Consider the following 14,462-nt stretch of genomic DNA (forward strand, 5'->3'; position numbering starts at 1 on the left):
GATCTGCATCTGCTTCCCGCATCCATCCCGCGCGCAGAAAGTGGCCGGGAAGGCAATCGCCTGATGAAGGGGGAGGGTTACAGCGTCTCGATGGTGTGGTGCATGTTGGTGTAGATACACAGTTCACCCGCAATGCCGAGCGACTTGCGCACCACGTCTTCTGCAGACAGGTCGGTATTGTTCAGCAAGGCCTTGGCAGCAGAATGTGCGTAGGCTCCACCCGAGCCAATGGCCACGATGCCTTGCTCGGGCTCCAGCACGTCCCCGTTGCCGGTGATGATGAGAGAGGCGGTATGGTCGGCCACCGCCAACATGGCCTCCAGACGGCGCAGCACGCGGTCGGTGCGCCAATCCTTGGTCAGCTCGATGGCTGCACGGGTCAACTGACCCTGGTGCTTGTCCAGCTTGGCCTCGAAGCGTTCAAACAGCGTGAATGCATCGGCCGTTGCGCCGGCAAACCCTGCCAGAACCTTGCCGCCGTAGAGCTTGCGCACCTTGCGTGCCGTGCCCTTGACGACGATATTGCCCAGAGTGACCTGGCCGTCGCCGCCAATGGCGACCTGGATGCCTTGCGGCGTTTCGCGCCGCACGCTGAGAATGGTTGTGCCGTGATACTGTTCCATAGTCTCCGGTATATGGAGCCCTCACCTTGCATTCCAAGTCCCTCGGGGCTGAATTTCAGCCATGCCCGGCGGCAGAAAGTGCATTCCCTACGAAAAAAGAGAGCTTGCTGCGCACGTGCTCTCTGAAATTCAGCTTATTTCATGCCTGAATATCAAGAAGGACGAGCGCAGCAAGCTCTCTTTTTTATACCGACTCTTGCGAAATTCTTTAATTTTCGCGTTGGTTGACGATGGAATGTTCGTTGATGCCGATCAAGTTAAAGAACACGGCATTGAGCCGGTGCAGGTTGCCAAAACGCACCAGTGCATTTTTCTGCTGGCACTCAGCCACCCAGTTCAACACCGAGCCAGCGGCAACAAAATCGATGCGCATCAGACGATCACAACGCACGGTGAAGGGTTGGCCGGGCTCGACCATCGGCGTGAACGCATCCAGCATCTGCGATGCATCGCCTTCAATGACGCCTTCCAGCACCGCCTGCGGGCCATCCGTGGCCGCATGCTTTCTGCTGTCGTTCTGCAATTCGGAGATCAGCAGCGAATCCACCACCGGTTTGGCGCTGCTGCGACTGCTGTCGCTCGCAAATTCCAGCTTCGGAGCCACCCAGGAAGGCGGCGAGACTTCATAGGTGACGCAGTAGTCCAGCGCCGCCGCTTCAAAATCCTGCTCCAGCCCCATGAGCCGCAGCAAGGCCATGCGCAGCAGCCAGCGGTCTTCCAACACGGCCTTGTCGCCCACCAGTGTTTCCTGTTCCAGCACCGCCAGCAGCTTGTCAGTACCGGCAAATACCACACGGGCCTCACGCTGCTCGGCCCAGAAACGGAACAAGGTGAGCAGTGGCGTGACCACTTCGTCGCGCACCTCTCCCACGCGGGACCAGTTCAGGGTCCATGGCGGCGCAAAGCGCTTGAGATTGCCCTGCAGCCCCGACAACGCCGCTGCACTGAGCGATGGCGGTGCCTGCCAGTTGAGCAGGCGCACATCCGCATCACCCGCATCGGCGGACTGTGCCTTGGCCCCCAGTTCGTCAGGCATGGAAAACCACACCGGCGCCGAGCGGCCATACTTGCTGGCAAATTCAATGGCGTGGAAATCGAACTTGGTCTGGTCGCCAGTGGCGCGGTACAGGTCAAACAAGGTGAGCCACACGACCAACTGGCCCATCAGATCGCCATTGCGCTGCTGCACCAAGGCAAGCAGAGATGATTCCGCGCCAGCGCTGTCACCATTGGCATACAGCACTGCGGCCTCTTCCAGGTCCACATCGTGGATGAAACGGCCTGATTCCACCTGCTCGTCAAATACGCCAGGTGCCAGCGGTGCGGTCATCACGGATTCCGCCTGCGGCGCAAGCGGCGTGGGGGCAGATACCACGGATTCCGGAGGAACAGGGGCAGTGCCGGGCTCTGGTGCAGGCGCCGGGCTGGAGATGCCGGCTGGAGCAGAGGCGGCAGGAGTACCGTCACCCGACCACCACTGCTTGGACATCTGCTGCTCGATTTCGTTGATCTTTTCGAGCGTATTGGCAGGCCGGGTCAGCTTGGCACCCTTGGCGGCTGCGCCTTCGGCCATGGCGGCTTCGAGCATGGCTGCGGAATTGCGTGGCCCCAGGCTGTCTGCAGCAGGTGCGGTGGATTTGTTGGCCTCGCGCCGGATCTTGCGCAACTGGTCAAACTCGAGCTTGCGCACGAAATCGTTACGGCGCTTGCGCTCCATGATTTCTTTGAGCGCCTGCTTGGAGTACTGCTCTTCCGGATTCTCGGGTTCGGGCGCCTTGTCCAGCTCCGACCACTGGGTGGTCGGTTTGGTCACAAAGCGCACGACCTTGGACAACAAACCCTTGGGCGGCTTATTGGCCTCACTCATGGCTACTCCCTCTCTTTGGTGTGTCCGGCGTTGGCCCTCCAGCCTCAATCGCCAAACATTTTTTGTTTCAGCTCACGGCGCTGCTGTGCTTCCAGCGACAGTGTGGCTGTCGGGCGCGCCAACAGTCGGCCCACGCCGATCGGCTCGCCAGTTTCGTCGCAATAGCCGTAATCGCCAGAATCGATGCGTGCGATCGACTGGTCAATCTTCTTGAGAAGCTTACGCTCCCGATCGCGAGTGCGCAAGACCAGGGCGTGCTCTTCTTCAATGGTGGCACGGTCAGCGGGGTCAGGCACCACCACGGTGTCCTCGCGCAGGTTCTCGGTGGTTGCATCCGCATTCAGGTGGATGCCCTTCTTCAACTCCACCAGCTTGTTGCGGAAGAACACGAGCTGCACATCATTCATGTACTCGCTCTCGGGCATGGCCAGCACTTCATCGTCCGTGAGCGCATCTGCCGGCTTCGACTTCCAGGCATTGGCCAGCTTGGTGTCGCGTTTAGGGGTGGTTTGCGTTGTGGTTGGCATAGTTCTCTTGACTGGCTAGTGCAGTTCATCCATGCGGCGGACGTCCGCCGGGTTACAAAAGGCGCCAAATGACACAGGTTCAGCGCCCTACTCTCTGGCCGATCCGGAAACCGGGCCGCTTTGAAGACGCGCCGCAAGGCCACGACTTCGCTTTGTACAAGTTCTCGCCACCGGCACTCCAGCGGCGCAGGCCTTGCATGCACAAGCCTCCTTCTCTGTCGTCACCACGGCTGCCGGTATTCTTCAGGCTGCAGCCATGTCACCGATCCAGTCCCGCCCTTGCAAGCTGCGGATACCGTGTCTTCCGCTTTGCTGCATTTAGGGCCGCGATTGTATATGCCATTGACGCCTGCCAACAAGGGATTGCGGCCCTCGTACAACGCCGGGTTTGCCCTGAGGCACGCCCGATCGCAGACGTTTACGAACTCAGGCCGTCACCACACACTGATCCAGACCTTGCTTGAAGATGTCCTGCGGCAGATCGATGCCAATGAACACCATCCTGCTCTGGCGCGCCTCATCCGCAGTCCACTCCGGCCCCAGATCACTGCCCATCAGCTGGTGCACGCCCTGGAAAATCACTTTACGATTGGTGCCCTTCATTGCCAAGACGCCTTTATAGCGCAGCATGCGGGGGCCATAAATGTTCACAATGGCACCGAGAAAATCCTCCAGCTTTGCCGGATCGAAGACCTTGTCCGTCCGGTAGACGAAGCTTTTCACATCATCGTCATGGTGATGGTGGTGCGGATGGTTGCAATGCTCACCATGTTCGTGGTCATGGGTATGGTCGTGGCCGCAGTCTTCGCCGTGGGCATGGTGATCATGGTCGTGATCGCACTTGCCATGGTCGTGGTCGCAATGGCTGTGGTCATGATCGTCTTCCTTGAGGAAATCGGGATCGATGTCCAGTTTCGCATTCAGGTTGAAGCCGAACAGGTCGAACACCTCCTTGAGCGGCACGTCGCCAAAGTGCACTGCACGAATGGGCGCACGCGGGTTCATGTGCTTGAGGCGGTGAATGAGCGCGTCTTTCTCGGCTTCCGTCACCAGGTCGGTCTTGGACAGGAAAATCTGATCGGCAAAGCCCACCTGGCGGCGTGCCTCCTGGCGCGTATCCAGCTGCTGGTTTGCATGCTTGGCATCCACCAGCGTGATGATGGAGTCGATCAGGCAGGTTTCCGCGATCTCTTCATCCATGAAGAAGGTCTGCGCCACAGGGCCGGGATCTGCAAGGCCCGTGGTCTCGATCACGATGCGGTCAAAGTCCAAAAGGCCCTTGCGGCGCTTGGCAGCCAGCAATTGCAGGGCTTCGCGCAGGTCTTCACGGATAGTGCAGCAGATGCAACCATTGCTCATCTGCAGAATCTGCTCCTTGGATTCCGTCTTGAGGATATCGGTGTCGATATTCTCTTCGCCGAACTCGTTCTCGATCACGGCAATCTTCATGCCGTGCGATTCATGCAGCACGCGCTTGAGCAGCGTGGTTTTGCCCGAGCCAAGAAAGCCCGTGAGGATGGTGACTGGAATGAGAGACATAAAACACCCGAAAGTTACACGCGGGGCGGCGGTTGTGGCTGCGTCTGCTCGCCATCCAGGACGGGGCGGTTGCGGACCGACCGATTGAGCCGTCGCTCCAAACACATCTATATAGCACCATTCCGCACCATATCAAGGTGGGAGGAAGAGAAAGCGGGCTATTGTGGCATGGTTTGCCCGATGGGGGGATTTGGACTGTTTCTAGCCTCCAGCACTTGCGGACATAACGGAATTTGCTATTCAATAGATAGCAAAACCGGCCATCAGAGCCTGCCTTCGCTTTTGCTGATCAGGCGTGAGCCACTATTTCACAGGAACTACCAGTTCATTGGCCATGGAGGCCCCACCCTTTTGGGAGACTCGCGGCCCCGGCCATTCTGAAATTCAGCCCTTCTTGCGCGCCCGAGGATGTGCCTGGTCGTAGACCTGCGCCAGATGCTGGAAGTCCAGCCGAGTGTAGACCTGCGTGGTGGTGATGCTGGCATGGCCCAGCAACTCCTGCACGGCACGCAGATCCTGGCTGGACTGCAGCACATGGCTGGCAAAGGAATGGCGCAGCATGTGCGGATGCACCGGCGTCGTCATGCCTGCAGCCACACTGCGCTCGCGCAGGCGCTGCCAGACACTGGCTGACGACAGGCGTGCGCCACGCACTCCAATGAAGAGGGCCGGATCGCACTGCCCGGCCGCCGGCATCCCCTCGGTGCGCAGTTGCAGCCATGCATGCAAGGCGGCCAGCGCCTCCTTGCCGACGGGCACGGTGCGGCGCTTGCTGCCTTTGCCCAGCACATGGGCTTCCGCTGCCTGCAGGTCCACCCAGCCGCGCGCATGGTCGCTGGCAACCACATCCAGCCCGACCAGCTCGCCCACGCGCAGGCCGCTGCCGTACATCAACTCCACCATGGCAGTATCGCGTGCCTGCACCCACGGGTCGCCCTGGGCATTGGCGCTTTCGGCAAAGCGCACCGCATCGTCCACCGACAGCGCCTTGGGCAGCGGCTTGGGTGACCTGGGAGCGCGCACATCCTGAACAGGGTTGTGGGCGATCAGGCCCTCGCGCCCGGCCCAGGTGTAAAAACCGCGCCAGCCGGAGAGGATCAGCGCGATGCCGCGCCCGCTGCGGCCTGCCGAATGCATCTGCGCGACAAAGCGGCGAATATGGCCGGAGGTGAGCTGCAGCGCAGGCGTTGCAGCATCTGCCGCCATGGCCTGCAGGCGCTGCAGATCGAGCAGATACAGGGTCTGCGTGCGCGCAGCCAGGCGCTTTTGCACGCGAACATGCTCCAGATAGCGCAGCATCTCGGGCGCCAGCGTCTGCTGCGCCTGCTCTGACTCTCTGCGACCGGAAGCCATGCAATCCTTCAGCGCAGGCGCGACAGCACGCTGGCTGCAATCTCGCCGATGCGTTCGAGCAGATCGGTGCTCATGTCCGCGTCGAAGCGCATCGGGTCAGGCGAGCCCAGCACCAGCAACCCCCAGGCTGGCGCGTCACCATTGATGGCACCGTCGCGCAAGGGCAGCAGCACCACCGATTGCGCCTGGGCACTGTCCGGCAGCCAGCCGGCGGGCTCCACACCCACATTGGGGCCGCAGTACGGGGTGGAGAGCGAACCCGCAAAGCTGCGCGCATCGGCACTGATGCCCTGGGCAAAAGCTTCGTTCAGATAGGTCTCGGCCACGTCCCACAACCGGATGGCTACTTGGGGCACATCAAAATGGCGCGCCAGGCCATCAGCAATGGCCTCGGGCAGCTGCACCGGGTTCCGGGTCTTGACCACATCGCAGCTCCAGTGGTGGATGCGATCGATGGTGTGGTGGTTCTGACTGCCATTGCGCATCATGTCCATGATGCGGTGCTCCAGGCCCTTGATCTTGTCGCGCAACATTTCGGCCTGGCGCTCCTGCAGGCTGACGGTGCGGTTGCCATAGGGGCTGATGATCTGCACGCCCGCCAGTACCTGGGCCTGGCGTTCAAAGAAATCAGGCGTCTGGATCAGAAATTCCGCAATGTCTTCTTCGGTGATCGGGGGAACCTGGTTGTCGGTCGTCATGGTGTCTCTCGTCTCTCGTGGAACGTGTTCGCAGTGGCTGCAGGCGCCACCACACCGTCAATTGCTTGCGGGCGCAACCCAGACCGTTCAGTCCGGAATGGTGATGCGCCCTTCAAATACCGTCGTCGCCGGACCGGTCATCATGACCGGGTCGCTGGCATCACCGCTCCAGGCAATCGTCAGCAAGCCGCCACGGGTCTGTACATCAACCGGGCTCTGCAGCAGACCTTGCTCGATACCTGCCACCACCGCCGCGCAGGCGCCAGTGCCGCATGCCAGGGTCTCGCCCACGCCGCGCTCGTATACGCGCAAGCGCACATGCTGCGCATCCTGCACTTGCAAGAACCCTACGTTCACCCTCTGCGGAAAACGTGGATGCGACTCCAGCAGCGGTCCCCATGCCTGCACAGGTGCCGTGTCAACATCATCCACCAGCAGTACGCCATGGGGATTGCCCATGGACACGGGAACTACAAAAACTGTAGCATCCTGCGCTTGATCATCCAGCGCCACAGGCCATTTCTTTGCATGGTGCTGCACCACTGGCGTCAGGCCGCTGGTATCGAAAGGCACGTCGGCAGGATCGAGGCGCGGCCGCCCCATGTTGACGGTGACGCGTCCATCGGGCATCAGTTCGGGGGCAATCACGCCCTTTTTTGTCTGTACACGAATGGCTTTCTTGCCGGTCAGCCCCTTGTCATACACAAAACGGGCAAAACAGCGCGCGCCGTTGCCGCACTGCTCCACTTCGCCCCCATCGGCGTTGTGGATGATGTATTCAAAATCAACTTCCGGTGCGGGCGCGGGGCGCACGGTCAGAATCTGGTCCGCCCCCACGCCGAAGTGGCGATCAGCCAGAAAACGGTACTGGTCAGCGCGCAGGCCCAGCGGGCCCGCAGTCTCGTCCAGCACGACAAAGTCGTTGCCGGCGCCTTGCATCTTGGTGAAGCGGATTTCCATGCAGCCATTATCGCTGTCTGGCGCACTTCGGTACCGAAGCGGCGCTTTTGCGCAATGCGTGTGACACCTGGGGCCGCAGCCAGGTTTGATAATGCCCCCATGACCCGCACCAGCCAGCTTCTCCACGCGCAGCGCGAGCCCGTGCCTGCGCGTACCGCCTCGACCGTCCTGTTTTTGCGCGATGCGCCAGACCCGCAAGGCGCGCCAGGCACCACCCGGCTGGAAGTGCTGATGTCGCGCCGATCCGACAAAGCCCGCTTTGCGGCCAACCACTATGTCTTTCCCGGCGGCTCGCTGGACGCCGAAGACCGGCAGCACCACGACCAGTTGGCCCGCCGTCCCACGCAGACGGCCGATGCACTCACCTACGCCCAGGCCGCCATTCGCGAAAGCCTGGAAGAAATGGGCGTGCTGCTGGCGCGCCATGCCAGCGGCCGCTGGGCCACACAGGCCGAAGTGGCGCAGATTGACCGCACCCAACCGCTCTTGCCGCAATGCGCCCGGCTGGGGCTGACCCTGGCGACGGATGCGCTGTGGCCGCTGGCGCGCTGGACGGCCGCGCTGGAGATCCCCATCCGATTTGACGTCCCCTTTCTCGTTGCCCGCATGCCCGAGGGCCAGACGCCGGTTACTGACGACGCCGAGCAGTTCGAGCCGCTGTGGTGCCACCCGGCAGATGCCCTGCAACGCGCTGCGCGGGGCGAGATGACCTTGATGTTCCCCACGCAGACCACACTGGAGCATCTGACCCGATACCCCACAGTACAGGCGCTGCTGGATGTGCTGCAAGCCTTGCCGCCCGGGCAGATGCTGTGGGAGACCCTGCCGCGCGGAGGCCTGGTGAATGGCAAGGTGCAGCGCTTCATGGAGCACCAGACCGTATACGGTGAGCTGGCCCTGGTCTGCCCGGATGGCCAGTTGCACCATGCCGTGGACTGGCAAAGCGAGCAGCCCGTGCCGCTTTTGAAGAATGTGATGCGCCTCACCGCCGACAACGGCGGCACCATGACCGGCCCTGGCACCAATACCTACCTCATCGGTGAGGCGGCTACGGGCTATATCGTCGTTGATCCCGGCCCCAAACCCCAGGCGCATGGTGACCCGCATCTGGCGCGCATCATGGCGGCCACGGGCGGCGACATTCGCGCCATCGTCTGCACCCATTCACACCCAGACCATTCTCCCGGCGCTGCCCCGCTGCAGGCGCTGGTGACCCACGCGGGTTTTGCCACCCCTGTGATCTGGGGGCTGCCGTCGGCCCCCACGGCACGCGCGGGCAGCCAGTTCACACCAGACCAGGAGCTGCCCGACGGAGCCACACTGGTGCTGAGCCACCCGGATGGCGCCGCCCATAGCCATACCCTGCGCGCCGTCCACACCCCCGGCCATGCGGCCAACCATATGTGCCTGGTGCTGGAAGAAGACGGCCTGCTGCTGAGCGGCGATCACATCCTCAACGGCAGCACCACCGTGGTTGATCCGCCCGATGGCAACATGCGCCTGTACCTCGCGTCGCTGAAAAAGCTGGCAGATGCCTGCCAGGCGGGCGATGTAGGTTTCATCCTGCCCGCCCATGGCTATGCGCTCGCGCATCCGCTGCGGGTGATAGAAAAACTGCACGCGCACCGCATGGCACGCGAAGCCAAGGTGAAGGCCGCCATGGCGCACAGCCCCGACGGCACCCCGGAAGACTGGGTGGCCCTTGCCTATGCCGATACGCCACAGGCGCTGTGGCCGGTGGCCAAGCGTTCCCTGCTGGCACATGTGGAGCATCTTCGCGGGCTGTAAACACCAGCGCTTAAAAGCATAGCGGCGAGCACTTTTCTGTATTCGGTTTCGATATTTTTCATACCTAAAACCCAATACCGATAAGCGCAAGCAGCTCTCTTTTTTGACGTGCCGCAAGAGCGGCACCCGCAGAGGCTACAGCTTGGGAATCCTGATCCGGCTGATCATCAGCGAGCCCGAGAGCGCAAACAACAGCACCAGCGGGTGCAGGGTAAAGCCCGCAATCTTGACTGCGCCCAGCCACAGATCGGCGCGCACGGCGCTCATGGCGGCAGCCACTGCCAGCATGGCCACCAGCACGATCGAGGTCGGGATGGGCGTGCCCTCGAAATACTTCACCTTGCCGGACGGCCCCTCAGCCAGTTCCTCGGCCGTCACGTTGTAGCGCGCAAGGCGCGAGACCCCGCAGGCCACAAAAAAGCCCAGCACCACGCGGTCCCACAGGCCCTGCATGCCGCAGGCATAGGCAATGATGGCTGGCGCCACGCCGAATGAAATCACATCGGCCAGCGAATCGAGCTCGCGCCCCATCGCCGATGACTTCTGACGCCAGCGGGCGATGCGCCCATCCAGCACGTCAAAGATCAGCGCCGCCAGCACCAGTGCCGCAGCAAAGTAGATGTGGCGCCGGTCGCCGGTCTCCAGATAGCTCATGGCGGAAAACAGCGCGCCCACGCCACAGACTGCATTGCCCAGGGTGAACCAGTCCGCCAGATGGAACTCGCGGATCATCGAAAAACGTTTTACAGGACTCGTCATCACTGCATTATGAAAGCACTGCGGTGCGCTGCGGCCGCAATCAGGCTTCGTCGCCGTCGGTCATTTCAGCCACCGCCGTGATTGCATAGCCCTTTTCCTTGAGCTGGCGGCCCGGCTCCTCAATGCCGTACTGCGGCCAGCTGGCAGCCGACTCATCGAGCTCCACATCACGGGCTTCGTCGTGCCAGTCGTAGTTGGTGACTTCGCCAGGCAGCACGCGGCCATGCGGCACGGCGAGATGAGAGAACTTGCCATCGGCTTCGCTGCGGCGAAAAACATCCATGCGCATAAACATTTCCTTGCTAGGGTTGAACTTCAGTTTTGAATCTAAAGCCATGCGAAGACACAGCTCGTAGGAAAAGACCCCACACGGCCAGCATGCAGCACCCGCCAATGCCCGAGCCTGCGCCTTCCACATTGCATAGCCTTTAAAATAAGCGGTTGCGCTTATCCATCAAGCGCAGATAGCTCCTTTTTATATAGCAAACGGCTTCACACGCCGTCTTGCACACTGCTGCACCATGCCCCTCCACGACCAGGACCCCGATCCGCACTCCATCCGCCTGTCCAAACGCCTGGCCAACGAGATCGGCTGCTCGCGCGCCGAGGCCGAGCACTACATCGACGCGGGTTTTGTCACCGTGGATGGCCAGGTGCAGGACACGCCAGGCGCCCGCGTGCGGCCGGAACAAGCGGTGGCACTGCAGCCCGGCGCCAACCTCAAGCCCATCCAGCCGGTCACGCTGCTGCTGCACAAACCGGCAGGGTATAGCCTGCACCTGCCGCAACCCGGGCGCGATATGCCCAGCGCCGCGAGCCTGCTCACCCCCGGCAATCTGGCAGATGTGGATACGCCGCAACCCGTGCACCCGCTGCCGCGCCACTTTCGCCACCAGCAGTTTCTGCTGCCGCTGCCACGGGCTGCCAGCGGCCTCGTGGTGTACAGCCAGGATCCGCGCATCATTCGCCGCCTGACGGAAGATGCCGACCTGGTGGAGCAGGAATGCCTTGCCGAGGTGCGCGGCCAGATGGTGGAAGACGGCCTCGCACTGCTGGCCAAGGGCCTGTATGTGGAAGGAGACCGGCTTCCCCCCATCAAGGCCAGCTGGCAAAACGAAACCCATCTGCGCTTTGCCCTGAAGCGCGTGGCGCCCGAATGGGTTGCACCCGTCTGCACCGCACTGGGTCTGGAGCTGGTAGCCCTCAAGCGCCTGCGCCTGGGACGGATCTCCCTGGGCAAGCTGCCGGAGGGGCAGTGGCGGTATCTGCAGGGGTATGAGCGGTTTTAGCGCACCTCCGTACCTTCAAGTTGCCAATTCAATTGCCAAGCAATTCCGCGCAGAGAATTTGAACAAATTCTTAAAATTGCTTGAATCTTTAATAAATATATCTATTCATGTCTTCTGTTCTTCCACCCTGCCCCCAGTGCCAGTCCGAATTCGTCTATGCCGACGGCCCCTTGCTGATCTGCCCAGAATGTGCCCATGAATGGCCGGCAGCTGCCAGCCCGGAGCCTGAAGAAGAAGCCAGGGCTGTCATCAAGGATGCGGTGGGCAATGTGCTGCAGGACGGCGACAGCGTCACCGTCATCAAGGACCTCAAGCTCAAGGGATCGTCGCTGGTGGTGAAGGTCGGCACCAAGGTGCGCAACATCAAACTGGTGGATGGCGACCACGATATCGACTGCCGCATCGATGGCATCGGCAACATGCAGCTCAAATCGGCCTATGTCAAAAAGGCGTGAGCGGCATTGGGCAGGCGCTGCATTCCGAGTGATAGCCCCCGTCTGATCTTCTTGTGCTGACCGAGGTCTGCGGGCATCGATGCCCATGAATTCAGGCGCATGCTGTGCACCTCCAACCAGTGCCAGCTGCTATTTTTATCTGAAAAAAGAAAAGCGGCCCCGGTAACCACCAGGGCCGCTTTCCTTTGCAAGAAGTGTGAAGTCTGCCGATAAGCCGGATTCTGTGCACCCGGGTTGCCCCGGGCGTGACCGCCATTACTCTGGGCCGGGTGTCGCCACCACGGCTCGACGCTACCTACCCGCCAACTCTGCGGAACCACATCAACGCTGGCCTACTTGGTATTGCTGCGCGTAGAGATTGCCCGTTTCACCCCGGGTGGTTTACCTTGCGGTACGCCCCCCGGACTCGTCTCTGTTGCTCTGATCCTCACCTCACGGTGGGCAGCCGTTAGCTGCTACGCTGTCCTGTGCAGTCCGGACGTTCCTCCAGTGCGGCCTTTCGGCACTTGCACCAGCGGCGGTCTGGCAGGCTTCACGGTGTGCATTATCCCACGCGCGGACGCTGCTCCAGCTACTTGTTCGTTATTGCGACACGGCGGCCTGCAAGTCAACCTTCATGCAAACTGCGTAGGCGTTATAGAAGTAGCCAAAAAGACCATCCCGCTGGGAGATGATGTACCAAGTCTGCATCTTGCTGCTCTGGTCTGTTGTCTCCAGAAAGCTTGATTCAGTACGGGCATTGGCCGAAATGCCACCGTCTTTGGTGTACGTGGCCCAGCCGTTCAGCGCAATATGTCCCACCGGGCAAGTGATCTTGATATCACCCCGGCCCTGAACAATCCTGCCGCTCTTGTAGGTAATAAAAACCACCGAGGCATCCGCAGTGCCGGTATCGCCCTTGAGCCCCTGAATGCCTTGCGGCCCTGGAGCACCTTGCGGGCCTTGGGGGCCCTCCAGGCCTTGAGGGCCGGCTGGCCCCACCGGGCCTACCGCGCCGGCGGAACCCGCTTCACCAGCAGGCCCCTGCGGCCCTGTGCCACCGGCACAGCTCTCCAAGGTGCCGTCCGGGGTGGCGCACACGTACTTCTTCGTTTCACTGGAGGCCACACTGGGAACGGTCATGCCGCCGCTGGCGAAGCTTGCCGTGGCCTGGCCATTGTTCTTGATGATGACGGCGCCACCTTCACCGCCATCCACAATGATGTCGTTGGCAGCATTTGCATTGCCCAGGCTGAACAGGGCCGCGCAGGCCATGCTCAGCGCCTGCAGGGAAAACCGGTTGGATGTCATGTTGTGTCCTTGAATATTCTTGGGTGGGTGCCTGCCATGCGAATGGAAACGCAGGCCAGGAAAGAAAGACTTTCGGTGGATCAGTGCCTGGAGCGGCGCCGGCTCGCGACTGCCGCAGCTCCTACCAGTGCGCCGAGCGCCAGCAGGCCGCCCAGACCCAGCGCGGGAACGGGTGCCGGCTGGGCCACGCCACCCGGCTCGGGATCAGACACCAAGGCGCGCGCAAACCAGTTGTAGGCAATGCCGCCCGCGATCTTGTTGGTCTGGTCTTCCGCCAGCCAGGTGTCCAGTGACTGCACACCGTTGACACCTACATTGCTGATACTGGGTGGTGCAGCGCCGGTGTATTTCAGCCACGCCTGCGTACCGACCGGAGCGCGTGCGGGCTCTGGCGTGGCCTTGGCTTGCATGGAGGGGTTGGCCGCGCTTCCCGAGACGAGATTGACACCACTGAGTTCCAGCAGGGCCGTGACCGTGGTGGTCTGCGCCACGGGCATGACAACGGTGTAGCTGGGCGCGTCCGGTGCAACGGAGCCGATGACTTTCCACTTGTAAAAGCTGGGAGACCCTTTGATCTGGCCCTGTGCAATGCCACAGCCGGAATTGCCCGGCCCCATGGTCACTGTACTGGCCCCCGCATTGAAGGTGCCCGCAGCCACATCCAGAGAGCCTGACAAGGCCACGGCGCCCGCACCCGCGGTGAATACCCCGCCTTGCTGCAGACCAAGCTGCCCCAACCCGCCCAGTGCCGCATCGCCTTGCTGGGTGTAGGTGCCGCCAACATTCAGATCGCCGCACCCCAGCTGGATGGAAGTGCCTGCACCGGTGGTGATGCTGGTACCGGCGGGCAATTGAATGCCAGCTGCCTGTGCCGCAAGCGCCAACCCGGCGGCCGTGATGGCGATGCCTGGCTTGAGGACATCGCGTCCTCGTCTCCTTGGTTTGTTTTTCAACATGCCTCTTTCTCGACGCAAACAAGACGTTGCATCTGTATAAAAATTTCAATAAATGTAAAAAATATTGAATTTTTAAACCCCATCCATTTGGACAGGGAAGGCAGATTAATTTGTAACAGGGGCTCGAAATTTCACAATTACATCGGTGTCTTCGACGTTTTTCAGCCGCCGCCTTCGCTGCATCCGGCTACCGCTCGCTTTCGGCAGTGCTGCAAGCTCGCTCGTTGTCTTGCGAGACACCATCCCTATTTTTATTGAGCACAGGGGCCTTGTTGCATAAATCGGTTTGGGACTGAGTCTCCCCAAACCCCAGACGTAGTTATGCCACGGCCACCGTTTGGGGCGTGCCCAGCTCGGT

General features: G+C 61.4%; 13 protein-coding genes, 1 other RNA gene and 1 pseudogene. 3 read left to right on the plus strand and 12 right to left on the minus strand.

Annotated elements, in window-relative coordinates:
• Positions 1-77: 77 nt before the first annotated feature.
• From hslV to dapF, 7 genes and pseudogenes are all read right to left on the minus strand, one after another.
• Positions 78-623: an ATP-dependent protease subunit HslV gene (hslV, locus tag ABIE32_RS14965; protein ID WP_224151263.1), complete on the minus strand. Its 546-nt coding sequence runs from the start codon at positions 621-623 to the stop codon at positions 78-80.
• Between the two features lie 208 nt (positions 624-831).
• Entirely contained in the window at positions 832-2,490 is a 1,659-nt protein-coding gene (locus ABIE32_RS14970; RefSeq protein WP_429017362.1) for a hypothetical protein, read from the minus strand.
• 44 nt (positions 2,491-2,534) lie between these two features.
• Positions 2,535-3,020, minus strand: a pseudogene (gene dksA / locus ABIE32_RS14975) (RNA polymerase-binding protein DksA); the annotation flags it as partial.
• 423 nt (positions 3,021-3,443) lie between these two features.
• Positions 3,444-4,556: a CobW family GTP-binding protein gene (locus ABIE32_RS14980; RefSeq protein WP_224151260.1), complete on the minus strand. Its 1,113-nt coding sequence runs from the start codon at positions 4,554-4,556 to the stop codon at positions 3,444-3,446.
• A 384-nt stretch (positions 4,557-4,940) separates the two neighbouring features.
• Positions 4,941-5,909, minus strand: coding sequence for a tyrosine recombinase XerC (locus ABIE32_RS14985; RefSeq protein WP_429017364.1), 969 nt, complete (start codon positions 5,907-5,909; stop codon positions 4,941-4,943).
• 8 nt (positions 5,910-5,917) lie between these two features.
• The gene (locus ABIE32_RS14990; RefSeq protein WP_224151258.1) at positions 5,918-6,607 is read right to left on the minus strand and encodes a DUF484 family protein; all 690 of its coding nucleotides are present in this window, start codon (positions 6,605-6,607) and stop codon (positions 5,918-5,920) included.
• A gap of 87 nt (positions 6,608-6,694) precedes the next feature.
• Positions 6,695-7,567 carry a diaminopimelate epimerase gene (dapF, locus tag ABIE32_RS14995; protein ID WP_429017366.1) on the minus strand — a complete coding sequence of 291 codons (873 nt, stop codon included), beginning with the start codon at positions 7,565-7,567 and terminating at the stop codon, positions 6,695-6,697.
• A 99-nt stretch (positions 7,568-7,666) separates the two neighbouring features.
• Between dapF and ABIE32_RS15000 the strand changes: the two genes are divergently transcribed.
• On the plus strand, positions 7,667-9,355 hold the full coding sequence (locus ABIE32_RS15000; protein ID WP_429017368.1) for an MBL fold metallo-hydrolase: 1,689 nt from the start codon (positions 7,667-7,669) through the stop codon (positions 9,353-9,355).
• A 135-nt stretch (positions 9,356-9,490) separates the two neighbouring features.
• Here ABIE32_RS15000 and pssA read toward each other — a convergent pair whose 3' ends face one another.
• Together pssA and ABIE32_RS15010 are read right to left on the minus strand one after the other, a co-directional pair.
• The gene (gene pssA / locus ABIE32_RS15005; RefSeq protein WP_224151255.1) at positions 9,491-10,114 is read right to left on the minus strand and encodes a CDP-diacylglycerol--serine O-phosphatidyltransferase; all 624 of its coding nucleotides are present in this window, start codon (positions 10,112-10,114) and stop codon (positions 9,491-9,493) included.
• 40 nt (positions 10,115-10,154) lie between these two features.
• Positions 10,155-10,397: a DUF6139 family protein gene (locus ABIE32_RS15010; protein WP_429017370.1), complete on the minus strand. Its 243-nt coding sequence runs from the start codon at positions 10,395-10,397 to the stop codon at positions 10,155-10,157.
• Positions 10,398-10,635: 238 nt separating this feature from the next.
• Between ABIE32_RS15010 and ABIE32_RS15015 the strand changes: the two genes are divergently transcribed.
• Entirely contained in the window at positions 10,636-11,403 is a 768-nt protein-coding gene (locus tag ABIE32_RS15015) for an RNA pseudouridine synthase (RefSeq protein WP_429017371.1), read from the plus strand.
• 107 nt (positions 11,404-11,510) lie between these two features.
• On the plus strand, positions 11,511-11,858 hold the full coding sequence (locus ABIE32_RS15020) for a zinc ribbon domain-containing protein YjdM (RefSeq protein WP_224151252.1): 348 nt from the start codon (positions 11,511-11,513) through the stop codon (positions 11,856-11,858).
• A 194-nt stretch (positions 11,859-12,052) separates the two neighbouring features.
• Here ABIE32_RS15020 and rnpB read toward each other — a convergent pair.
• The 3 genes from rnpB to ABIE32_RS15035 form a co-directional block, all read right to left on the minus strand.
• An RNA gene (gene rnpB, locus ABIE32_RS15025) (RNase P RNA component class A) lies at positions 12,053-12,392 on the minus strand.
• A 48-nt stretch (positions 12,393-12,440) separates the two neighbouring features.
• Positions 12,441-13,148: a hypothetical protein gene (locus tag ABIE32_RS15030; protein WP_429017373.1), complete on the minus strand. Its 708-nt coding sequence runs from the start codon at positions 13,146-13,148 to the stop codon at positions 12,441-12,443.
• Positions 13,149-13,228: 80 nt separating this feature from the next.
• Entirely contained in the window at positions 13,229-14,104 is an 876-nt protein-coding gene (locus ABIE32_RS15035; protein ID WP_429017375.1) for a hypothetical protein, read from the minus strand.
• Positions 14,105-14,462 lie beyond the last annotated feature (358 nt).

The organism is Comamonas sp. 4034, assembly GCF_050434545.1.
Lineage (GTDB): Bacteria > Pseudomonadota > Gammaproteobacteria > Burkholderiales > Burkholderiaceae_C > Comamonas > Comamonas odontotermitis.